At 69.9% G+C, this 23587-nt stretch carries 14 protein-coding genes and 1 pseudogene; 4 read left to right on the top strand and 11 right to left on the bottom strand.

Annotation, left to right across the window (positions count from 1 at the left end; translation table 11 throughout):
* From D7X55_RS13100 to D7X55_RS13090, 3 genes are all read left to right on the top strand, one after another.
* On the top strand, positions 1-872 hold an 872-nt coding region (locus D7X55_RS13100), incomplete at its 5' end, for a DUF1552 domain-containing protein (RefSeq protein WP_121723239.1).
* Between the two features lie 406 nt (positions 873-1278).
* Positions 1279-5364 carry a M4 family metallopeptidase gene (locus tag D7X55_RS13095; protein WP_158626365.1) on the top strand — a complete coding sequence of 1362 codons (4086 nt, stop codon included), beginning with the start codon at positions 1279-1281 and terminating at the stop codon, positions 5362-5364.
* 18 nt (positions 5365-5382) lie between these two features.
* The gene (locus D7X55_RS13090; protein WP_120551749.1) at positions 5383-7209 is read left to right on the top strand and encodes an Ig-like domain-containing protein; all 1827 of its coding nucleotides are present in this window, start codon (positions 5383-5385) and stop codon (positions 7207-7209) included.
* A 54-nt stretch (positions 7210-7263) separates the two neighbouring features.
* Here the strand turns inward: D7X55_RS13090 and D7X55_RS13085 are convergent, their stop codons facing one another.
* The 7 genes from D7X55_RS13085 to D7X55_RS13055 all read right to left on the bottom strand — a co-directional run bounded on the left by D7X55_RS13085 (position 7264) and on the right by D7X55_RS13055 (position 18998).
* Complete coding sequence (locus tag D7X55_RS13085; RefSeq protein WP_121723236.1) at positions 7264-8391, bottom strand: carboxypeptidase-like regulatory domain-containing protein; 1128 nt, start codon at positions 8389-8391, stop codon at positions 7264-7266.
* Between the two features lie 64 nt (positions 8392-8455).
* Complete coding sequence (locus D7X55_RS13080; protein ID WP_121723235.1) at positions 8456-8977, bottom strand: hypothetical protein; 522 nt, start codon at positions 8975-8977, stop codon at positions 8456-8458.
* Positions 8978-9010: 33 nt separating this feature from the next.
* Positions 9011-12223 carry a carboxypeptidase regulatory-like domain-containing protein gene (locus tag D7X55_RS13075; RefSeq protein WP_158626364.1) on the bottom strand — a complete coding sequence of 1071 codons (3213 nt, stop codon included), beginning with the start codon at positions 12221-12223 and terminating at the stop codon, positions 9011-9013.
* Positions 12224-12311: 88 nt separating this feature from the next.
* Complete coding sequence (locus D7X55_RS13070; protein WP_121723233.1) at positions 12312-14999, bottom strand: carboxypeptidase-like regulatory domain-containing protein; 2688 nt, start codon at positions 14997-14999, stop codon at positions 12312-12314.
* A gap of 19 nt (positions 15000-15018) precedes the next feature.
* Complete coding sequence (locus D7X55_RS13065; RefSeq protein ID WP_233609829.1) at positions 15019-17625, bottom strand: carboxypeptidase-like regulatory domain-containing protein; 2607 nt, start codon at positions 17623-17625, stop codon at positions 15019-15021.
* A 117-nt stretch (positions 17626-17742) separates the two neighbouring features.
* Positions 17743-18129: a hypothetical protein gene (locus D7X55_RS13060; protein ID WP_121723231.1), complete on the bottom strand. Its 387-nt coding sequence runs from the start codon at positions 18127-18129 to the stop codon at positions 17743-17745.
* Positions 18126-18998, bottom strand: coding sequence for a TIGR02587 family membrane protein (locus D7X55_RS13055; protein ID WP_121723230.1), 873 nt, complete (start codon positions 18996-18998; stop codon positions 18126-18128). Before D7X55_RS13055 ends, D7X55_RS13060 begins: the two co-directional genes overlap by 4 nt.
* A 118-nt stretch (positions 18999-19116) precedes the next feature.
* Between D7X55_RS13055 and purU the strand changes: the two genes are divergently transcribed.
* Positions 19117-19980, top strand: a complete 864-nt coding sequence (gene purU / locus D7X55_RS13050; protein WP_120550754.1) for a formyltetrahydrofolate deformylase — start codon at positions 19117-19119, stop codon at positions 19978-19980.
* Between the two features lies 1 nt (position 19981).
* Here the strand turns inward: purU and D7X55_RS13045 are convergent, their stop codons facing one another.
* The 4 genes and pseudogenes from D7X55_RS13045 to D7X55_RS43325 form a co-directional block, all read right to left on the bottom strand.
* Positions 19982-21169: a hypothetical protein gene (locus tag D7X55_RS13045; protein WP_120550772.1), complete on the bottom strand. Its 1188-nt coding sequence runs from the start codon at positions 21167-21169 to the stop codon at positions 19982-19984.
* Positions 21170-21868: 699 nt separating this feature from the next.
* Positions 21869-22669 carry a tol-pal system YbgF family protein gene (locus D7X55_RS13040; RefSeq protein ID WP_121723229.1) on the bottom strand — a complete coding sequence of 267 codons (801 nt, stop codon included), beginning with the start codon at positions 22667-22669 and terminating at the stop codon, positions 21869-21871.
* A complete protein-coding gene (locus D7X55_RS13035) occupies positions 22666-23256 on the bottom strand; it encodes an RNA polymerase sigma factor (protein ID WP_199746951.1) in 591 nt (196 codons plus the stop codon). The genes D7X55_RS13040 and D7X55_RS13035 overlap by 4 nt, the downstream gene beginning before the upstream one ends.
* Positions 23257-23300: 44 nt before the next feature.
* Positions 23301-23587, bottom strand: a pseudogene (locus tag D7X55_RS43325) (hypothetical protein); the annotation flags it as partial.

Below are 23587 nucleotides of genomic sequence, written 5' to 3'. Positions count from 1 at the left end.
ACCCGTGGGTGGCCTACCAGACCATGGTGGGCGGCCCCGGGGGCCTCACGCCGGAGGCGCGCGAGCAGCTGCTGGTGCGCCAGAAGAGCCTCAACGACCTGGTGTCGGGCCAGCTGAAGGCGCTCCAGTCGCGGCCGGAGCTGAGCAGCACGGACCGGCAGCGCCTGGACCTGCACCTGTCCAACGTGCGCGACCTGGAGGTGGCGCTCAGCTGCCGTGCTCGCGCGGACGAGGAGCTGCGGCTGCAGCAGCAGGCCCCCGGCTACAACAGCACGGACGGCGACGAGGTGCTGGCCACGGTGCGGCTGCACATGGACATCGCGGTGCTGGCGGTGGCGTGCGGCACCACGCGCTCGGTGGCCATCCAGGTGGGCAACGGCAACGACAGCGCCACGCGCTACCGCGACCCCACGACGGGGCAGTTGATGGAGAACTTCCACTACATCTCCCACCGGCGCGCGTCGCACGACGCGTCGGGCGGCATCATCGCGGGCTCGGACGTGCTGCACTCGCGCGTGGACGCGCAGTTCGCGCAGACGTTCAACTACCTCCTGGACCGGCTGGCGTCGTACACGCTGCCGGACGGCAAGAAGCTGGTGGACCAGGGCGTGTCCGTCTGGTTCAACGACCTGGGCAACGGGCCGGCGCACTCGGCGCGCCACATCCCGTTCATCCTGGCGGGCAGCTGCAACGGCTATCTCAAGCAGGGCGTCGCGGTGACGGCGGCGGGCGGCAACAGCAGCCCCAACCTCAACAAGATGCTCAACACCATTGGTGCCGCGGTGGGCCTGAAGAACGCGGCCGGCGGACCGCTGGATGACTTCGGCGACCCCTCGCTGCCCAAGGGCCTGCTGACGGAGCTGCTGGCCTGAAGTGGGAGCGCGCCAGCCAGGACCTGGCGTGGATTCGCCGTAGCTCCGCGTGTTTCCTGTGGCCACTTCCTGCCCTCAGGGGTCCCCCCCCCCATTTCCTTGGGAACCGGACGCTGTATACTGGCGGACAATTACGCTGAACATGGAAAGCCCGGGGGCAAAGGTCTGAGTCTTTCCGGACCCTCCGCCATGCGCGTGATCCTTCCGGCGGCGGCACGCCCCTTCGGGTGCCGCCGGCGGGAGTTCCCCTGAATGCAGCGGAGTCAATTCCATGCCCAAGCCGTGGCCCCAGTGGCCTCTGCTCCTCGCCGGTGTCCTGTCGGCGGGTTCATCCCTCGCGGCTGAGAAACTCAACCCTGTCGCCCCGGCCACGCTGATGCAGCTCCAGGTCCGGGAGCCAGCGCGTGTGGCGCAATCGCTGGCGAACCTCAAGTCGCAGAGCCTCAAGCTCGGGCTGAGCTCGCGGGACGACTTCCAGCTGGCCAACTCCAGCACGGACGCCTTCGGACAGACGCACGCGCGCTTCGAGCAGACGTACCAGGGCGTCCCCGTGTGGGGCGCCATGGCCATCACCCACCAGGGCGTGTCCGGGGGGGACCTCCGCATCACCACCGACGGCCTGCGCAAGGGCATCCGCCTGCGCGTGACGCCCACGCTGGACGCGAAGTCCGCGGCGGCGAAGGCCACCCAGGAGCTGGCGCCCCAGGGCGAGCTCGCCGTCACGCCGAAGAGCGAGCTCGTCGTCTATCCCCAGACGCGGCTCGTGAACCGCTACCCCGGCAAGCCGCTGGCGGAGCAGAACGCGGCGGACTTCGACACGCAGGTCGTCGCCTACCGGCTCGCGTACCACGTGCACACCGAGCTGGAGAACGCGAAGGACGGCGTCAAGCACACGGACTTCATCGTCGACGCGCACTCGGGCGAGGTGCTGAAGCAGTGGGACTCGCTCCAGACGGCCGCCGCCAAGGGCCTCGGCCACTCGCAGTACAGCGGTGACGTCCCGCTGGACGTCTTCCAGAACGCCCAGGGCCAGTTCGAGCTGCGCGACGTCACGCGCGCCGGTGGCGAGGGCATCCGGACCTACGACGTCAACCACGCCGCCGTGCAGAACGGCGTCGTTCCCACGCTGACGCTCTACACGGACGCCGACAACGTCTGGGGCGACGGGCAGAACTACATCGTCGGGGCCAACAACACCCTGAGCACCAACGGCCAGACGGCCGCCGTCGACGCGCACTTCGGCCTGCTGGCGACCTGGGACTTCTACAAGAAGATCTTCGGCCGCGACGGCATCGACGGCCTGGGCACGCCCACCTACAACCGGGTGCACGCCAGCAACCTCTACAACAACGCCTTCTGGAGCGACGGCTGCTTCTGCATGAGCTACGGCGACGGCTCGTTCCCGGCCGCCAACGGCTTCAAGTCCATGGGCGTGCTCGACGTGACGGGCCACGAGATGTCCCACGGCGTCACGTCGCAGACGGCCAGCCTCATCTACGACGGCGAGTCCGGCGGCCTCAACGAGGCCAGCTCGGACATCTTCGGCGCCCTGACGGAGTTCTGGGTGGCCAACGGCCGCGGCAGCGCCATTGGTGACACCGCGGGCAACTGGCTCATGGGTGAGCAGCTCAGCGCCTTCCCGCTGCGCATCATGTTCCGCCCGTCGCTGGACGGCTCGAGCGTGGACGCCTGGTACCCCGGTATCGGCAACATCGACGTGCACTTCAGCAGCGGCCCGATGAACCGCGCCTTCTACTTCCTGTCCCAGGGCGTGCAGCCGCTGGCGATCAGCACCGACTTCTCCAGCACCTACCTGCCCGCGGGCATGAGGGGCATTGGCAACGACAAGGCGGCGGCCATCTGGTACCGCGCGCTCACCGTCTACCTGTTCCCGTCGTCCAACTACCTGTCGGCCCGCACCAGCAGCCTCCAGGCCGCGGCGGACCTCTTCGGCTCCCAGTCCAACGAGTACCGCGCGGTGCAGAACGCCTTCGCGGCCATCAACGTGGGCTACACCGCCGGGAACTACGACGACCGCACGGCCCCCACCGTCGCCGCGAGCGTCTCTGGCAGCTCGCCCGGCATCCAGCTGCAGGCGCAGGCCGACGACAACGTCGGCGTGGCCCGCGTGGAGTTCTACGTCGACGGCGCCCTGACGGCGAACGTCTCCGCGCGTCCGTTCCAGGTCCCGCTGGACGCCACCTCGCTGACCAACGGCACGCACGCGCTGGTGGCGGTGGCGTTCGACGCGGCCGGCAACTCCGCCGCGTCCGCTCCGGCGAGCTTCACCGTCTCCAACAGCTTCGATCAGCTGCTGATCAACCCGGGCTTCGAACAGGACACCCTGGGCTGGACGGATGACCCGTCGAACATCAACTTCCCGGTCTCCTCCGGCCCTCGCAACGGCCAGGGCTTCGCGTGGCTCAACGGCTATGGCACGACGCACGTCGACCGGCTGTGGCAGGACGTCACCATCCCCGCCGGCGTCACCAGGGCCGCGCTGACCTTCTTCCTCAGCATCACCACCTCCGAGACGACGACCACCGCGGTGCGCGACACGCTGACGCTGCAGGTGCGCGACACCTCGGGCACGGTGCTGGGCACGGTGGGGACGTGGTCCAACCTGGACGCGACGCTGGGCTACGCGCAGCAGAGCGTGGACCTGACGGCCTACGCGGGCCAGACGGTGCGCATCTTCCTGGAAGGCAGCGAGAACGCCTCGCTCGCCACCAACTTCCAGGTGGATGACTTCTCGCTGCGCGTCATCCGCGCGACGGACGCCGAGGCGCCCCGGGTGAACGCCAGTGTGGTCTTCTCCGGCACGCGCGTGGGCTACTTCGCGGACGTGTCCGACAACGGCTTCGTCAACGCGGTGGAGTTCCTCGTCGACGGCGTGTCCCTGGGCAACTCGGTCAAGTCGTTCACCCGGGCCGTCAACCTCTCCACGCTGACGGCCGGCGCGCACTCGCTCGTGGCCCGGGCCACGGACGCGGACGGCAACGTGGGGGACTCTCCCGCGGTGACGTTCTACGTGGACACCACCTCCACCCAGCGCGTGCTCAACCCCAGCTTCGAGACCACCGGGAGCTGGACGAGCGCGACGACGCAGTCGGGCTCGACGGGCATGCTCACCAGCGCGTCCTTCGCGCACACCGGCAGCCGGATGTACGTCTTCTATACCAACGCGGGTCCGGCGCGGCACTCCGTCCGTCAGTCCGTGGCCATCCCGGCGACCGCGACCTCGGCCATCTTCAGCTTCTGGCTGCGCATCTACAACGGCTCCTTCAGCGATGGCTTGCCCCACCACACCCTCAGCGCGAAGGTGCGGGACTCCGCCGGCACCGAGCTGGCGACGCTGAAGACGCTCTCCAACGTGGATGACACCGGCGGGGAGTACCGCGAGCACCGCTTCGACCTGACCGCGTACAAGGGCCAGACGGTGCAGCTGTTCTTCGACGCGGACCAGACGGCGGCCCCGCAGATTCCGGGCGGTGTCACCCAGGTCTTCCTGGACGACGTCACCCTGCTCACGTCCACCCAGGCGGACCTCCAGGCCCCCTCGCTCTCCGTGGCGGTCGACGGCAGCTACGGGACGGTGCAGCTCACGGCCAACGTGAGCGACAACGTCTGGGCATCCAGCCTCGCGTTCCTGGTGGACGACGCCCCGGTGACCACGTTCAGCGACGTCCAGGGCATCTACGCGGAGGCGTTCGACACGAAGAGCCTGTCCAACGGCCCGCACCAGTTCAAGGCGGTGGCCACGGACAAGGAGGGCAACACGACGGAGCGCGTGGTGACCTTCGAGGTCCGCAACTCCACCACCCAGGACCAGGGCTCACCGCACGTCACCGCCAGCGTGGAGGGCCTGTTCGAGACCTACGCGATGCGGGCCGAGGCCACCGACGACACGGGCGTGGCCTACGTGGAGTTCTACGTGGACGGCGCGCTGAAGGGCCGGGTCTCGTCCGCGCCCTACACGCTGCCGCTGTTCCCGATTCCGCTGGCGCCGGGGGAGCACACCCTGGAGGCGGTGGCGTACGACGCCTATGGCAACTGGTCCAAGGCGACCACCCCCTTCACGCTCCTGCCCGTCACGGTGGAGTTCGCGGAGGCGCGGCAGGTGGTGCCGGTGGGCGGCTCCGTCGCCCTGCAGGCGAACGTGGCGAACGTGGTGAACACGGCGGTGAGCTGGTCCGTGGCGGAGGGCCGCGTCTGCGGCACCGTCGGTACGGACGGCGTCTACACCGCGCCCCTGGCCCGTGGCCTGTGCCACGTGTCCGCGGCGAGCGTCGTGGTGCCCTCGGCGAAGGCCGTGGCGGACATCCAGGTCTACACGGGTGACATCAACGGCGACAACGTCGTGGACGGAGAGGACATGGGCCTGCTCGCGCAGGACTACGGCACCAACGGCTCCGAGATGACGAACCTCGATGGCGCCGGCTCCGTGAACGACAACGACATCTCCCTCTTCGTCAGCCAGTTCGGACGGTAATCCTTCATGAAAACGTGGATGAAGCTCATTGTTCCGCTCCTCATTGGAGCGCTGGCGGCCTGCACCGACCCCGACGCGGGGCCGGTGACGGTGACTCCGAAGACCGTCACGGTGAAGGCCGGTGAGAAGACGGCCTTCAGCGCCTCGGTGAAGGACGCGAAGCAGCCGCGCGTGCTCTGGTCGGTGGAGGGAGGCGACTCCCACGGCACCATCAGCAGCTCGGGCATCTACACCGCGCCGGCCGAGACCGGCACGTACACCGTGGTGGCCACCAACGCGGTGGACACCTCGAAGAAGGACACGGCCACCGTCAAGGTGGAGCCCGCGGAGGTCGGCGAGACTCCGACAGTCATCGTGAAGGTGACGCCGGAGGTGGTGACCATCGGGCAGGGGACCGTCGCGGACTTCACGGCGGAGGTCTCCGGTTCCTCCATCACCGCGGTGCAGTGGTCCGTGGAGGGTGGCGACGAGAACGGCACCGTCAGCAGCACGGGCCGCTACACGGCGCCGGACAAGTCCGGCACGTTCACCGTGACGGCCACCAGCGTGGCGGACCCGGCGAAGAAGGCCTCCGCCTCCATCACGGTGGAGCCCGTCGTCGTCGCGGAGGTCAAGGTGTCCGTGAGCCCTTCGACGGGCAACACGACCTGGGATGGCACGGTCCAGCTGACGGCCCAGGTCACCGGCACCAACAACCTGGCGGTGCAGTGGTCCGTGGAGGGTGGCGACGCGAACGGCTACGTCAGCAGCACGGGCGTGTACCGCGCGCCGAAGAAGTCGGGCACGTTCACCGTGACGGCCACCAGCGTGGCGGATGCGTCGAAGAAGGCTTCGGCCTCCATCACGGTGGAGCCCGTCGTCGTCGCGGAGGTCTCGGTGACCGTCTCTCCGAAGACGGGCACGGTGGCGCAGGATGCCGCCTTCACCCTGTCCGCGCAGGTCACCGGCACCAACAACGTCGCGGTGCAGTGGTCCGTGGCGGGCGGTGACGACAACGGCACCGTGAGCAGCACGGGCGTGTACCGCGCGCCGCGCCGCGAGGGCACGTTCACCGTGACGGCCACCAGCGTGGCGGACCCGACGAAGTCCGACTCGGCCACCCTCACCGTGGGCCCCTATGTCCCCCCGGCGGTGACGGTGAGCGTCACGCCGAAGACGGCCACCGTGGAGCAGGGCAACTCCGTTGACCTGTCGGCTGACGTCACGGGCTCCTCCGTCGTCGCGGTGACCTGGTCCGTGGAGGGCGGTCCGGCCAACGGTACCGTCACCAGCGCGGGCCGGTACACGGCGCCCAACAAGCCGGGCACGTACACCGTGACCGCCTCCAGCGTGGCGAACCCGGCGGGCAAGGACTCCGCCGTCATCACCGTGCCCGTCGCCGGCTCGGTGAGGTACGTGGACCCCGCGGGTACGGGCTGGCGCCTGGTTCGCAACGCCAGCCTGTCCTCGGGCAACACGCTGGTGCTGGACCTGATGGGCCCCACGGGTCAGTCTGGCCGCGGCGCGGACCTGACGCTGGGGCTGGATGCGGCCACCGCGGCCTGGTCCACCGTGGAGGGCTCCGAGTACGTGGCCAACGGTGGCTATGACCTCGGCGCCGCGCCCCACCTGCTCAAGTCGGGTGTGAAGGGCGGCACGCTGAGCGTGGGCGTGTACCAGAAGGGCGCCGCGGCGCACGCGTACAACGGCGCGCTGCTGTCCGTGGCGCTGACCGTGAAGGCCACCGCCGAGACGCCGGCCGGTGCCGTGGTTCCGCTGACCGTCCTCAAGGCGCATGCGCTGCCGGCTTCCGGCTCGCTGCAGGCCATCAACGTCGCGGTGGGCACCATCACCACCGCTCCGTAGTCCACGGTCCGAAGCAGTGAGAGCGGCGGCCTTCCCCAGGGGAGGCCGCCGTTTTCATTTCAGGACTTCAGGCGGCCCTGGCTCCACGGTGAAGGTCACCTCACCCCGGGCGGGAATCTGGATCTTCCGGGGCGTGAACCGGGTTTCTTCCTCCGCGTCGGGCGGCCTGCTGGCCCGCAGCATGTATTCGCCGGGTTCGACGCCTCGGAGGGTGAGGGTGCCCGAGGGGGCGGGGCCCACGTACCGGGTCATGAGGGCGCTCCCCACCTCCATCAGCGAGATGTGCGCGGGCTGGGGCTTGCCGCTCCGGTCCTGGACCGTGAGCCGCACGGTCGCGCCTCGGTCCAGGGCCACGGTGAGCGTGTCCACGCGGGCCGTCACCTGCTGCTCGAAGGGCCGCGTGCTCCGGCTCTGGAGCGACAGGGTGAAGGGCGGGGGTGGCAGCTGCGACAGGGTGTAGACCCCGTCGCGAACGGAGACGTCGCGGGGACGCGCCAGCGCGCGGGCGAGGTCGGAGTCCCCGGGCCGGGTGATGCCCGCCCGGAAGTACTCCAACCCGGAGAGGGCTTCGCCGGTCTCCGCGTCGCGGACGTCGAGCCGCAGCGTCCAGCCCGGGTCGAGCGTCAACACGCCCAGGTCCAGGTCCACGCCCTCCACCAGCGTCACGGCGCGCATCAGCGGCATGAAGCCTTTCGCCGTCACGGTCAGGGTGGCCGGGCCCGAGGCGGAGAAGGGAAGGTCGAAGGTCCCATCCGGTGACTCGGCGGGCCGTTCGAGGCCCTGCAGTCCCGTCACCTCGAACGCGCTCACGGCCTGTCCGCCCGGTCCCACGACGCGGCCCCGGAGGCGTCCGTCACGCTCCAGCACGAGTTGGAGGGGCGCCTCGCTGGCGACCACCTCCAGGCCGCCCTGCTCCGTGCCGGGCTCGCCTCCCTGCGAGCGCCCGGGGCGGAAGGTGTAGCCCCGCAGGGAGGCCCACAGGATGTAGCGGCGGGAGGGCACGAGCCCGCGCAAGGTGAAGCGTCCATCCGCTCCCGTGCGCAGGCCGGAGGGGCCTTCGTCGTCGGCGGGGGTCCACCCGGAGGGCGCGTCCTCGGGGAGCTCCGCGGTGATGGCGACGTCCGCGAGCGGCTGGCCCGCGCCATCCACCACGATGCCGGAGCGCTCGTGGCCTGCCTCCATGCGCAGGACACGTCCCGGTGTTCACTCGCCTGGAACGTGATGGGCCGGGACACCGAGGCGTCCATCAGGTCTCCCCGGACGACGGCGCGCAGGGTGTATGCGCCCGGGGCAAGCCCTCCAGCACGAAGCGGCCCTCCGCGTCCGTGGCGGCCTCCGCGAACACTGGCGCTTCGCCGTCGCGGGCCTCCAGGGCCTCCCCCTGCATGCGTTCGAAGTCGAAGCTGCACGCGTCGCTCTTGAGCACGGGAGCCCGCGCGTCGTCCTGTCCGGAAGGGGAGGGGCAGGGGCGCTCCGACAGCGTGACCCCGGGCTCCACACGCGAAGCGGAGACGCGCACGCCCACGGCCGGACCGCGGTTGCCCAGCACGCGGCCCGTGATGCGCGCGGTGCCCGCGGGGCTCGGCGGTGTGGTGATGCGCGTGGCGCGAGTCACGGGCTTCAGGTCGGACGCTGGCGTGCGCGTGGGCGTGTCCTTCGCGGAGGACGATGCCGTGGGGTCCCACCACAGGAACGCGAGGAGCGCGACGGCGGCCAGCGCGGCGCCTCCCAGCCAAGGCTTCAGTCCCCCGGGTCCGCCATTCCCCATGCGCGGCAGGATAGCGGGACCCTGTGTCGTGCGTCAGCGCGCGAGCGGACTCCACACCGGCTTCACGTCGCGCGACAGCGTGCCTTCGGCGGGCACGTCCAGCTCCTCGCGATGGATGCGGTCCTTGTCGCGCGTGCTCACGAGCACGGTGTAGTGGCCCGCGGGAACACGGCGGAACGTGACGGACGCGCGGGTCCATTCCTCGAAGGGATGCTGCTGGAAGCGCAGGTGGTCGAAGAGCTTGGAGCTGTCGGGCAGGGGCGCCTGACCGGGCAGCAGCAACGCGATGTCGGCGTCCGGCGGCAGCCGCAGCGTGACTGTGGCGCCGGTGGCCAGGGCGTCGAAGGTGACGCGGGCTTCACCCGAGGCAGGGACCTGCACGGTGCGGGAAGGAAAGAAGGTTTCGAGCGAGGGATCCCCACTCCAGGCGCTCACCGTGTAGTGCCCTGGGGGAATGGCCCGGAGGGTGAACTCTCCAGGACCGGGGCTGCGTTGAAGCGTCAGGCCGTCGGAGCGCAGGAAGGTGAGGTCGGCACCTATCGGCCGCCCCTGCGCGTCGCGGATGAAGCCCGTCACGCGGGCGCCGGAGTCGAGCGGGAGCGTGATGCTGTCTTCCGCCTCGCCCACCGTTGCCCGCGCCGGCAGGTGGAGCTGGGTATCCACCTCCAGCGTGAACGCGGTGGTGGGCAGGTGATCCAGCCGCAGCGAGCCATCCTTCATCGTCTGCGCTTCGAGGGCGGACAGGTAGGGCGGGCCGTCCGCGGCGCCTGCCCCATGGACCCGATAGCCGATGGCGACGGTCGCCCACTCTCCGTCGTCAGCGCGCACGCGTCCGGTGAACGGCTCGCCGGTCGCGGCGTCGCGCAGGAACACCCGCAGCTTGCGTCCCCGCGACAGCGTGAGCGTACCCAGGTCCACGTCGCCGTCTCCGTCCGGCGTGATGGAGCGGTCCAGCGTCGCGTAGCCATTGGCGCGCACCACGAACCACTGGGGACCGGTGGCTTCTTGCAGCGGCTGGTCGAAGCGCCCATCCGGGTTCGTGTACCCGCTGCCGTTCACCTCGAAGAACTCCAGCGCCGCGCCGTCCTCCGGTACCACCCGGCCGCGCACGTGTGGGATGCGCCGCAGTACCAACCGGACCTCCGCCGTGTCGCTGGCCACGATGATGGACTCGTCTTCGCCCGCGTGGACGCCCTGCGACAGGGCGGCGTCGACGCGATGATCCTCCAGCCTTGCGCTGAGCAGGTAGCGGGCCGCGCTCAATGAGCGCAGGGTGAAGTGACCTTCGGCATCCGTGTGGACGCGTTCAGGCGATGCGTCCGTCATGGAAGGGGCCCTCCGGTAGCGAGGCCGGTCCGCGTCCAGCAGCACCGCGTAAACGCCGACGCCGGGCAGGGGCAGGCCCTGGGGATTCACGACGGTGCCTCGCAGGGTCCGGCCTTCCTCCAACTGGAGCGTGACGGACGGCGCCTCACCGGTCTGGACCTCCAGCGGTTGGGAGGCATGGACTTCCACGGCCTGCCTCTTGACTCGCGCCTCGGCGACGTAGCTTCCGGGAGGCACGCCTTGAAGCGTCGCCTGTCCCCGGGCATCCGTGATGCCGTCGTGGTCGGAGTCGCCGCGCGCATCCTGCTTCCACAGCGTCACCCTGGCGCCGCGCACCGGAGCGCCCGCCGTGCTCAGGACGGTGATGGACACGCGGGCACCCCGGCGCAGCACCATCCGGACGTCGCGCGACGGGCGCTCGACCACGAAGCGCGTGGGGACGAAGGTCTCGTCGATGACGTCCAGCCACGCGGGCCCCGCTTCGTCCGAGTCCAGGATGAAGCGGCCGGCTTCGTCCGTCTCGGTGGATTCCAGCTGGAAGTCCATGATGGGAAAGTCCACGTCAGGGGGCCTCACCGGACCGGGATGGAGGAGGATCCTGCGCCCCGCGAGCGGCTGGCCCGCCTCGTCGACGAGGATGCCCTCGACGGAGACGGCGCGCGAAAGGGTGAAGTCGAGCGTCTCCTCCGCCTCCCCGAGGTCGTGGGGTCTTGGCTCCGCGTCGATGTAGTGCGCCGCGCGGACCGTCACGAAATGCGACAGCCGGAACAGCGGACCCAGCCGGTAATGTCCTCGCGCATCCGTGACGCTCTGACCGCGCGGGGACGGCGCGTTCGCATCGTTCAGATCCGCCTGCACCCGGGCGCCGGGAATCGGTCTTCCGTCCTCATCGCTGACGTAGCCCTGGAGGAACATGGCGGGTTCGAGCGTGAGGACCAGGTCGTCGCCGGGCTCCGCCTTGAGATGGGCCACGGCGTCATGTGACGCCGTCTCCGCGAAGAGCCTGGCGTACACGCCTTCATGGGACTGGAAGGAGAAGCGTCCCTGGGCATCCGTGAGGGTGGTGCTCCACTCGGGCTCGGCGGCGGGCGTGTAGAGCCGGACGAAGACGCCGGGCGCGGGGGCTCCGTTCTGGGTCACCACCTTGCCCGCGAACGTCACGGGGTGGACCAGGATGAAGGTGCCCTCCTCGCGCGGCTCCCGGTCCCGGCTCAGGAGCGGCCTGAACCCCGGGGCCGTGATCACGAGGCCATGGTCGGCCGACGGCAAGGGGCCGATGCGGAAGCGGCCATCCGCGCCGCTGGTCGCGGGGAAGAAGCGCGTGTGCTCCAGGGAGAAGACGGTGATGCGGGCCTCCGCGATGGGCACGTCTTCCTTCGAACCGTCCAGGACGACGCCTCCCAGGAAGCGTCCCTCGTCGAGCACGAGGACCACGTCCTGCTGGCCCGTCGCCACGTCCGGGAGCATCGCCACGTTCGTGCCCTGGGAGGCCCACAGCGAGACCTTGCCGCCGGTGAGTCCGTCCAGGACGAAGGTGCCGTCCTCCGCGCTGGTGGTCTCCGCGACGGTGGGGGCTTCGCCTTCGCGCTTGTCGACCTGATCCACCCACTCGTCGAAGGCTTCGTCCCAGCACTGCGTCAGCCGGCGCGCGGGCGCGCTGTCTTCGGATGGAGGGCAGGAGCGCTCGGACAGCGTGACCTCCGGCTCCACGCGTGAAGCGGACACGCGCACGCCCGCGACGGGACCGCGCGCATCCCGCACGACGCCGGTGATGCGTGGGCTTCCGGTGGAGGCGGCGGAGGACGAGGCCTCCTTGCGGATGAAGTTGAAGAGTCCGGAACCGGTGGCGCTTCGGGGCCCACGATTCGAAGTGGCCCCGTGTTCGCGCAGGACGAAGAAGGCCAGAAGTAGCAGGCCCACGACGACCACGAATCCAGCTGTCAGACGCCCCCTCTGCATGCGCTGCGTCTCCCGAAGTGCGAAGGCGCAGGATAGCCGTTCGGCGGGCTCAACGTTTCGGGTCGGGCACCCGGACCGTGACGGTTTCCTGCCGCGCATCCAGGGGCACGTCCGTGCCCGGCTCGCCTGACCTCAGGCTGACGGACATGAGGATGGGCGCGAAGGGCAGTCCCTCCACCTCGGCGCCACCCTCCGTATCGAGGTTCCCGTAGAACGAGCCGTAGTCCCGATGCAAATGGGAACCGTTGTCGCTCGGGCCGATGTATGCGCGAGCACCCACCAGGGGCGCATGCGTTGCCTCGTCCAGGATGATGAAGCGCGTCGTGCGGCTGCGGCGCATCACCAGGGTCCCCAGGTCGATGTCCTTGCCGGGACTCGCGACGAAGTCCCGCTTGAGGTCGAGGTGGCCTTTCGCCCTCACCCGGACCTGTCCCGGGCCCTCCTCGAGCAAGGGAAGTTCGAAGGCTCCCTCCGGCGCAGGCGTGTGGTTTCGCCCGTCCCAGACTCCACCGGGCACGGGGCTTCCATCCTCGCTCACGATCCGTCCCCGCAGCCGGGGTTGTTGCCGCAGGACCAACTGGATGCCTTCCGCTCCCGTCTTGACCACCAGCGCGTCCGGCCCGGGTGTTCCACCTCGGGAGCCAGCGGGAACGAAGGCATGGCCCTCCTTCCATGCGACGAGCCGATGGGACGGGTCCATCAGGTGCTTGAGGACGAAGTGGCCACCGGGTCCAGAGAGAACACCCTGCTCGGCATCCGCATCACAGCGCAGGGAATGGGCCCTCCACGCGGGAGCATCTTCTGGAGAGAGACATGCCTGGACCCGGACGCCGGCCAACGGCTGTCCGTCGGAGCCGACCGTCAGTCCCTTCACTGTGCGACCTTCGTCGAAGCGAAGCGACACGGTCACTTGCGAGTGTGCTTCCAATTCTAGGGTCTCTGTCACGGAGCGCTCGATGCCAGAGGTCGGGAGCCGGGCCTCCAGGACGTGGGGGCCTGCATTCAGGCCGGCGGCGGAGAAGCTGCCTTCGCTGTCCACCCGGAGGGAGCGAGGAGGGTCCATTCCATCCAGTGCTTCGGGTGCCCAGAGCAGGACCTCCGCGTGGGGCAGGGGCTCTCCCTTCGCATCCACGACCCTTCCGGAGACCGAAGCCCCTCGGCTGAGAACGACGCGAACTCCCGTCGACGGGAAGTCCACGGGGTGGCCCACGGGGGCGAACTCCTCCGACTCCGCGAGGAGATAGCCCGAACCCTCCGCCGAGGTGTCCAGGATGAAGTGTCCGGCGTCGTCCGACCGGGTATGCGTGTCTTCGAGGACGTCACGCTTCAGGCTGTCTTCAGGAACGTTGGCGAGCGTCAATCGGATGCCTGGAAGAGGGGTCCCTTGGGTATCCACGACCCATCCTTCCACCGACCCTGTTCGCTGGAGCGTGAAGTCCCACGGTCCCGGATGCAGCGTGCGGAGGTCGATCTCCTCGTACTTGTTCCTGTATCGAGCGCGAGACAACCGGAGGATCATGCCGTCCCGAAGCAGGGGCCCCAGCCTGTAGTGGCCCGCTGCATCGGAGAACGCTTCAGCGGAGGGCTCGACCTCCGGCAGGTTTCCGCCTCGCAGGCGCACCCCCTCCAGCGGCCTGCCCCGCTCATCGCTCACCGTTCCCTCCATGAAGGTCACGGGCTCCATCCGGATCACGACCTTCGCCGGAGGCCTCGCCGGGGCGTCGCCAAAGGCGGTCTCATTCCGGGCCCAGACGGTGTGGTGAACCATGGCGACGTCCTCGAAGACGAAGCGTCCCTGTGCATCACTTCGCGTGGACTGGATCTCGTCCGAGACGCCCCCGCGGAATGCCTGGACGGTGATGCCGCTCGCGGGCCGTCCCTCTGGGGTCAGCACAAGGCCCTCCAGCCGGGCCTGCTTCCGCACCTCCAGGGTCGCGTCCTTGTCGGTGTCGAGCCAGCCCAGGTCTCGGAAGGGGGTGGTCCGCCACCCCTGTGCGCTCACGACCTGCAGGTACTGCCCTGGGGGCAGGGGACCCATGCGGAATCGCCCCTGGGCGTTCGTGAGCGCGTCGAAGAAGCGGGACTGCGACTCAAGAACCGAGATCACCCGGGCGCCTGGAATGGGAACCCGCGTGTCGTTGTCCACCACCGTGCCGGAGAGATAGGAGCCCGCCTCCAGCATCAGCGTCACATCCGTGCTGCCCGCTGGCACCTCCGGCCGCATCGCCGTGCCCCGGTCATCCAGGGCCCAGAGGGTGAAGGATCCTTCAGCCAGTCCCTCCAGGCTGAAGGTGCCATCGTCCGCCGTCACCGTCTGCGCGAACACAGGGGCTTCGCCCTCGCGAGCGTCCACGAGCCGCGCGAGTTCGAATCCCTGTGCATGAAAGCAGCACTTCGTCAGCCACGACTGGCCTGCACAGGAAGGCCCCGTGGATGCGCGGTTCAATGGGCAGGCACGCTGCGACAACGTCTCCGCATCCACTCGGGACGCGGACACCCGCACGCCCGCGACCGGACCTTGTGCATCCCGCACGATGCCGCTGATGCGGAGGCTTTCCCTGGATGAGGCCATGGCGGCGGAGCTCGCCCTGGGGCCAGGAAGGGACCCCGGGCCGCCGGAGGCGCTTCGGTCCGGATGGCGTGAAGCGTTCTCGTCAGCGCGCAGGAAGAAGGCCAGGAGCAGCACCACGACGCTGCCCGCGATGAGGAACGCTGCCCGGCGATGTCCCCTCGTCATGCGCGTCACTCCCTCGGGCTCAGTGGCCCGGAGCCGGCAGCGTCACCGTGACGACGTCCTGCCGCGTATCCACAAGCCCTTCTCCCCGGAGCCGCCCATCCATCTTGACCTCGAAGTGGATGGGGTAGATGGCCAGGTCCTCGAACTCGACGGCGCCCGCCTTGTCGAGGTTTCCGCCGAACGAAGGAGGCAGGGCGACCTCGTACGGCCAGCCATCCAGGCGGTGACTCAGTTCAATGGAGACGCGGGCTCCCGCCAGGGGTGCCCGGGTCGCTTCATCGAGGATGACGAACCGGACCTTCCGGCCCCGGAGCAGCTTCCCGGTCCCCAGGTCGATGTCCTGCCCGGGGCTTGCTTCGACGTACTGCTCCAGGCCCAGGAAGCCCTTGGCCTTCACGGTCACGTGCCAGGTCTGCCGGTCTTCCGTCAGGGGGAGGGCGAAGCGGCCATCCGCGCGGTGCTGCTCTGCCTGGAATACGTAGAACGGACCCGGGCAGGCAACGATTTCGGTCTCCCGGACTCGCAGCGTGCCAGGCAGCGGCGCGCCGTTCTGATCCACGATCTGTGCCCTCAATCGGGGAGCAGGCTCCAGAACCAATCGGACGCTGTCGGCTCCCGCCGCTACGCGCAGGGAGAGTGGGCCCGGCGTTCCGCCCTGGGAGCGGCTGGGATTGAGACGCAGGTCCTCTCGCCTGGCGACGAGCTGGTACACCGGCGCTGTCAGGTGCTTGAGGGTAAAGCGGCCGTCCGGACCTGAACGCACGCTGTCTTCCTCCGAGGCGACACAACTCAGCTCACGCACCCGCCCTGCGGAAGAGTCCTCTTGGGAGAGACAGGCCTGGACGTGGACCCCCGCGAGGGGCTGGCCCGCGGCGTCCGTCGTCATGCCGCGCAGCGTCCGGCCCTCCTCGAATCGCAGGGCCACGTTCGTGTGCGCCCGCTCCTTCACATCGAGGGTCTGGGAAACCCATTGCACGGAGCCCGGCGTGCGCTGCCAGGCCTCCAGCACGTAGCGGCCCGCCTTCAGTCCGCTCAGCGAGAACGCGCCATGGCTGTCCGTGAAGAGGTAGTCGGCGAGCGGGCGACTACCCGGAGCCGCTGAATCCCAGAGTCCGATCCGCACCTCGGGCAGGGGCTGGCCCGTCGCATCCGTGACCGTGCCGGACACGGAGGCGCCCCGGTCCAGCACCACGCGGACTCCTGTCGAGGGCACCTGCACGGGGCGCGTCAGGGGGATGAAGCCCTGGGTTTCGACGAGGAGGTCCCACTTGCCTGCTGCATCGAGCGCACCCGCGACGAAGCGCCCCGCCTCGTCGGACCTACCGAACGCATCCTCGAAGTTCGTTGCCGCAAGGGGGAACCCACCGGACGCGAGGGCCGTTCCCAGCGACAGGTACACGCCGGGGACGGGCTTGCCGTCGTTATCGGCCAGGATGCCGTCGACCGACTGGCCTGAGGTGAGGGTGAAGTCCCACGGGCCGGTCCGTGCTCCATCCAGGAGCAGTTGCTCGTGTCGAGCGTGATGGTGGTCCCCTTTCAGGGAGATGTCGACGGAGGTCCTGATCAGCGGGCCCAGCCGGTAGTGACCAGCGCCGTCGGTGACGGTCTCCGGCGGAAGACCGTCTCCCACGCCACCCGAGAGCGCCTGCACGCGCACACCGCTCAAGGGCTGACCCTGCTCGTTCCTCACGGTGCCCTCGAGGATCGTGCCAGGCCGCAGTTGGATGAGGGCGCTCCCGGGCGGTGTCACCCAGGTGTCGCCATAAGCGGTCTGGCCGTCGCTCCAGGCCCAGACCGTGTATTCCTTTGCAGGGATGCCGTCGAAGGCGAACCGCCCCTGGGCATCGCTCCGGGTCGTCACCGTCGCGCCATACTCCGAGTTGCGCCGCAGATGGACGGTCAGGCCGCTCGCGGGGCGCCTCTCCGGCGTGAGGACCACTCCTTCGAGCCGCTGCTTCCGGTAGAGCCCGAGCGTCACGTCCACGTCCGAGTTCAGCCAGATGTCCGAGCGGAAGGCATCCGGAACCCGACCCTCCGCGCCCGCGAACTTCAGGTAGCGCCCCGGCGGCAGGGGACCGATGCGGAAGCGTCCCTGGTCGTCCGCGAGCACGCGGAAGAAACGGGACGCGGACTCGTGCACCACCGTCACCCATGCCCCGGAAATGGGCGTTCGTGCGTCTTCATCCACCACCGTACCGGAGAGGAAGAAGCCCTCCTCCAGCGAGACGGCCACGCCCTCGCTGCCGGCCTGCACCTCCGCACGCACCGCCGCGCCCGTGTCGCCCAGTGCCCAGAGGGTGAACGCGCCCGGCGGCAGGCCGTCGAGCACGAAGGACCCATCCGCCGCCGTCACCGTCCGCGCGAACAGGGGCGCTTCTCCCGCGCGAGCCTCCACGAGGCGCGCGTGGGAATCCGCCAGGTCCAGGAAGCACCGCTCCATCGGTGTTTCCAGCGGACGGGAAGTCAGCGGCTCGGGACACGGACGCTGCGACAGGCTGTCGGCATCCACGCGCGTCGCGGACAGCTCCACCCCCGCGACGGGGCCTCGTGCATCACGCACCACGCCGCTGATGCGCAGCGAGCCCAGGAGCGCAGAGGGAAGGGGCCGCGTGGAGCGTGTTCCCATGCTGGCACTGGTCGCGCCGTCGACGGACGCACAGGCCACGCTCAACCCGCAGAGGACCGCGACTGCCCACCACCCCATCTTCCTGGCGCGCATGTGCCACCAGGATAGCAGCGTGCCTCAGGGCGTGGCGAAGCCCACCGCGTGCGCCTCCACGCCTTCGGGCGCCGGGTCCTCGCGGAAGGCCACCCAGGCCTCTCGCTGGGACTTGCGCGGCACGTACGCCAGCACGAGCTCCGCCTCCTCCTTCGGCTCGCGGCCGCCTCGCAGCGACACGCGCACGTGGACCTCCTCCGCCGCGGAGTCGCCGTGGTTCTTCACGGTGACGGGCACGCGCCACTCCTTCGCGTGCTCGCTGCGCACCGGCGTGCCCACCTGCACGGTCAGGTCCGGCGGACCGCTGCCCGTCGTCCACGCGTCCACCGCCAGGTAGCCAATGACCAGCGCCACGAGCACGCAGCTCGATATGAAGACGACGCCCTCCAGCCAGTTCCAGTTCATCTTCATGATTGGATGAGCAACCTCCCCGCGGACGCACCCAGCGTCGACGCCAGCGCCAGCACCACCACCTGCGCGACACAGACGCTCAGGCCGTTGCCGGTGAACCGGCCGAAGAACCACAGCACCAGGGCGCTCGACAGCAGCGCGATGGCGTACGTGACGAACGTGCCCGCCAGCACGTCCCGGCGCAGGCGGCGGCGCGTGAAGCGTTTGGCGCGGGTGAAGTCGCTCTGGAAGAGGATGAGCCCGCCCAGCACCAGCGACAGCGCCGCGAGCCCCAGCAGGCACCACGGCTGCGTCTCCACGGCGATCATCACGATCTCCTCCGTGGGCGCCACGTTGGCCGCGAACAGCACCGCGCAGCAGAACGCGATGACCAGCTGGCCGGGGACGTGGTCCGCGGACTCCAGCCGCTTCTGGTCCTCCTCCTCGTTCTCTTCACGGTGCTGGCCGCCCAGCTGCGCGGTGCCCACCGACACGCCGATGGCCACCGTGCCGGCCTCCACGACCACCATGCCCACGGCCTCCTGAAGCGACGTGCCCTGGCCGATGCGGCCGATGAGCACGAGCACCGCCGTGGACACGAGCAGCCCCAGCCCCAGCTCCTCCAGCGAGTCCGTGAAGACGTCGAACCAGTCCACGTCCCGCCGGAAGCCGCCATAGCGGTTGTACCCGAGCAGCAGCACGTAGGTGGCCACCAGGTAGCCCAGCACGCTGCCGGGATGGGACGTGAAGCCCGCCCACCACACCTCCATCGTGTAGAGCAGCGGCAGGCTGAAGAGGAGGCCGCCCGCGATACCCCGGCCGTATTCGCGCAGCGAGTCCTGTACCGGTCGTCGGCTGCGGGACGCGTTGGCTGGAGGGTCGTCAGCCATGACAGGCCAGAATCTAGGTTCGCTTTACCGAGAAGGAAGTGTCCCACGCATGGCATCGGACACTCGCCGCGGCGTGGGGCCAGGCCTTCACACGGCGGGGCTATATTCGCCGCCGTCCATGACCGAGCGTTCCTCCCAATACATCCTCACGCTGTCGTGCCCGGATCAGCGCGGCATCGTCCACGCGGTCTCCGGCTGGCTCGCCGAGCACGGCTGCAACATCCTCGACAGCGCCCAGTATGGAGACCCGCGGACGCGGCTGTTCTTCATGCGGGTGCACTTCACGGACGAGGAGGGGAAGGCGGCGCCCGCGGCGCTTCGGGAGGCCTTCGGGGTGCTCGCGGGGCGCTTCTCCATGGAGTGGCACCTGCACGACGCGGCGGAGAAGCCTCGGGTGCTGTTGATGGTCTCGAAGATCGGCCACTGCCTGAACGACCTGCTGTATCGCTACCGCAGCGGCATCCTGCCGGTGGAGATACCCGCCATCGTGTCGAACCACCGGGACTTCTATCAGCTGGCCGCGTCCCACGACATTCCGTTCCACCACCTGCCGGTGACGCCGGAGAACAAGGAGCGGCAGGAGGCGCGCCTGCTGGAGATCGTGCGCGAGCAGCGCGTGGACCTGGTGGTGCTCGCCCGGTACATGCAGATCCTCTCCGCCGGGACGTGCGATGCGCTGCGCGGGCGGCTCATCAACATCCACCACTCGTTCCTGCCCAGCTTCAAGGGCGCGCGGCCGTACCAGCAGGCCTATGACCGGGGCGTGAAGCTGATTGGCGCGACGGCCCACTTCGTCACGGGGGACCTGGACGAAGGACCCATCATCGAGCAGGACGTGGAGCGCGTGGACCACACGCTGTCGCCCGAGGCGCTGACGGCGATTGGCCGCGACGTGGAGAGCGTGGTGCTGGGCCGCGCGGTGACGTGGTTCGTGCAGCACCGCATCCTGCTCAACGGCCACAAGACCGTCGTGTTCCGCTGAGCTATCCGGCGGGGCACGCGGCGCCGGCGTCGAGCACGTCCGCGTCGTGGTGCACCCGCACCGCGCCGGATGATTCCAGGTGGCGAACGAACAGCGAGCCGAACACCTCCGCGTTGCCGCTCAGGTTGAGCGCGGCCTGGGGCGCGTAGAGGTTGCCCGCGAGCGTGCTGCCCGCGGAGATGTCCAGCGCCTGCGAACCCGCCACGTACACGCGCACCCGCGAGGGCAGGGCGGCGGAGCCCAGCGTGAGCGTGCCGGACACGATGAAGCCCCCGGAGAGGAAGAGGTCCAGCTCGCCGGGAGGCTGCACGTCCACGGTGAGCGCTTCCTTCAGGTCCACGCCGCCGGGGACGAACAGCGCGGTGCGGCCCCGGATGCGCAGCGTGGCCTGGCCCGGCCCCGCGATGCGCGAGAGCAGGAAGCGGCCACAGGGCAGCTCCAGCACGCGTTCGCCGGTGACGTCCGTCAACGCCGCGGGGTCCAGACCGATGGCCGCGTTGTCGTTGTCCACGGTGTGGTGGGCGATGAGCGCGGCCGGGTCGAAGCGGGAGGACTCGGAGCAGTCGCAGGGGATGACCGGGGGCACGGGCTCACGGCGCAGCTCCGACGCCTGCGCGGGGCCGGGGGAGAACTCCGGAGGAACCGTGAGCACCCCGCCCACGGTGAACGATGCGAGTGCCACGTCCCCGTTCACCCGAGCATCCATCGTCACCGTGGCGGAGGTGCCTGGACCGGAGAGGGGACCGTTGCTGTCCAGGCTGCCGCCTACGGTGAGCGGGCTGCTGAGCTGCAAGCCACCCACCTGGAGCGAGCCACCCACGGTGACACGGTCGTTCGCGGACAGGCCGCCGTTCACGCCCACGTCACCGCCCGCGCCACCGGGAGCGTAGGGCCCCGCCGAACCGCGGAACGCGTCCACGGTGAACGGCGCGCTGAAGGACAGGCCCTCGCAGGAACACGCCGCGCGGCGGAACAAAGTCTCCGCCAACCGGCCGCTGCACACCTGTGGCCCCGAGGCTGGATTGCCCAACAACAGCGGAGGCCCGCTGTCCGCGCAGTGCGCTGCCCATTCATCCGGCACGCCGGTCCCCGCGTCGGGTGAGCGCAGCGTGGCCACCGCGTCATCCACCGTGCACGCGGCACCGAGCAGCGCGGTCCAGACCACGAACCCTGTGATGCGGAGCCTCATGGAACCGTCACCGTGCCGCGCCATGCGAGGAAGCCTCCTGGCTCGGTGCGGCCCAAAACCTGTCCGACAGTCGGACAGGTTCCGAGGCTCGGAGCGCACAGGTGTGCCGCCACACTGGGGGGCGCGGCGGTGACGTTCCTTCAAAACCTGTCCGACAGTCGGACAGGTTGCCAGCGCTCGGAGGGCAAAGGCGCACCGGCACACCGGGTGCCGAGGAAGCCGTGTTGCTCCAAGCCGGTCCGACAGTCGGACAGGTTTCAACCACGCGGAGGGCGCAGGCGTGGCGCCCTCTACGCCGGATGCCGAGACGGCGGCGTTCCTCCAAACCGGTCCGACAGTCGGACAGGTTTCCGAAGCACGGAGGGCGCAGGCGCACCGTCCGCCCGGATGCGCGATGGCGGCGTTCCTCCAAACTGGTCCGACAGTCAGACAGGTTTCCGAGGCTCGGAGGGCACAGGCGCATCGTCACACCGGGTACCGAGGAGGCAGTGTTCCTCCAAACCTGTCCGACAGTCGGACAGGTTTCCAGCGCTCGGAGGGCGTAGGCGCGCTGCCCGCCACGTTCCTCCAAACCTGTCCGACAGTCGGACAGGTTTCGCGGATGTGCCGCCGACAGGCGTCCTCTCAGGGCTCTCACCTTCTCGTCCGTGAGGACAGGCAGACCCGAGGGCCTTGGTGCATCCGAAGGCGGGCCGCGCCTCATGGCGGCGACAGCTCCCGAAGCCGTGCTCGCGACGCGGCGCTCAGCGGTGAGTCCGGATGCAGCGCGAGGAACTCTCCCAGCGCCCGGGCCTCCGCCCCCGTGTCGCCGAGGGCCCGGTGGGCTTCGGCCTCTCCGTGGCGCGCCTCCGGATCCAACATGCCTCCGGGTTGCAGCCGCACCGCGTCCTGGAACTGGCGCAGGGCTCCTCTTGCGTCCCCCAGGTGTTCCAGCCGCAGCGACCCCGACGCCACGCGCGCGACGTACGCGGCCAGCGACGACGGCTCCGCGCGGATGACCCGCAGGTACAGCCCTTCCGCGTCCCTCCACTTCCCCTCGGAACGGAGCGCGTTGGCCTGCCGCAGCAGGTCCTCCGGCTTCGACGACTCCTTCACCGTGATGCTCGGCCGCAGCGGCCGGGGATGCTCGATGACGAAGGGCTCCGGCGGCGGAGGAGGGGGCAGGGGGACCGGCTCCAGCGTGGCCACCCTCGGGGGCTCCGGCACGGCCGGCTTCAGCACCACCGGCGGTGGCTGCACGGGCCTCGCGTAGCTCCACACGGCGGCGGCCGCGGCTCCCGTGAAGACGAGCGCCGCGCCCGCCATCAACCACACCGGAGGCCGCCTGCGTCGTCGCGGAGGCTCCGGCGCCTGCTGGAGCGCCGCGTCCAGCGCCGCCTGCACCAGCGCGCTCGAGCGCTTCCGGGACAGCCGCCGCGCGGGGCCACTGCCGCCATCCAGGGGCCGCAGCAGGTCGTCCATCGGCTCCGAGTCACCGTCGTCCGGGGGGCGGGAACTCATGGTGACTCCCCCTCGGGTGCCTCGTCCTCCGAGGCCAGCGCGCGCAGGGCGGTGCGTCCCAGGCGCAGGCGGCTGCGCACGGTCTCGAAGGGGATGCCCAGCTCTGTCGAAATCTCCTGCACGCTCAATTCCAGGACATGGTGAAGCACCAACGCGTGCCGCTGCTCCGTCGACAACCGGTCCAGTAACGTCACCAGCTGGCGGCGGTGAAGGTATTCGTCCGCCGGGGCTTCGTCGGACGGCACCGCCAGCAGCTCCACCGGGTCCTCACTGTAGCGGGCCTCGCGCCCCCGTGAACGCTTGAGCCACGCGAACGTGGTGCGCACCACCACCCGGTCCACCCAGCCGTGGAAACGCCCGTCGCCGCGATAGGTGGGCAGGCCCCGCACCAGCGCGATGAGCGACTCCTGCGCGATGTCCTCCACGTCCGAGTCCCCGCGCACCAGGTAGCGCACCAGGTTGCGCACCCGGGGCAACAGCTCCAGGAGCAGGGACTCGGTCGCCTCGCGCTGTCCCCGCATGGCCGCGGTCAGCCGGGCGTCCTCGCCCCGGGGCGCGACGGTCGCATGTGAGCCCGAGCTCCTCATGCCCGGCAAGGAGAACGGCCGGCGCCAGATCGGGTCATCGGTGCTCACGGAAAAATCACCATCCCCACTCCCAGTCGGGGACGCACCAACGCGCCGTCCTCCCGGAGCACGAAGTCGCCGTCCACCGAGTAACCCAGCCGCGGCCGTCCCAGGAGCACCTCGCCCGACAGCGTCGCCTCCAGCGCGAGCGCGGAGGCGAACCGCCACCGCACCCGCACCGCCGGCCCCACCACGAAGGCAGCGAGCCACCGCGACGGAGCAGTCTCCACCTCCGCCGCCCGCGCCTCCGTCCGGCGCCAGAAGCCCGCGACGCCCGCCCCCAGGCCCACCG

This window comes from Corallococcus sp. AB049A, from assembly GCF_003668885.1.
GTDB classification, from domain to species: Bacteria; Myxococcota; Myxococcia; order Myxococcales; family Myxococcaceae; genus Corallococcus; species Corallococcus interemptor.
The sequence above is the reverse complement of the archived record's forward strand: the minus strand, read 5'-3'. Positions and strand labels throughout refer to the sequence as shown.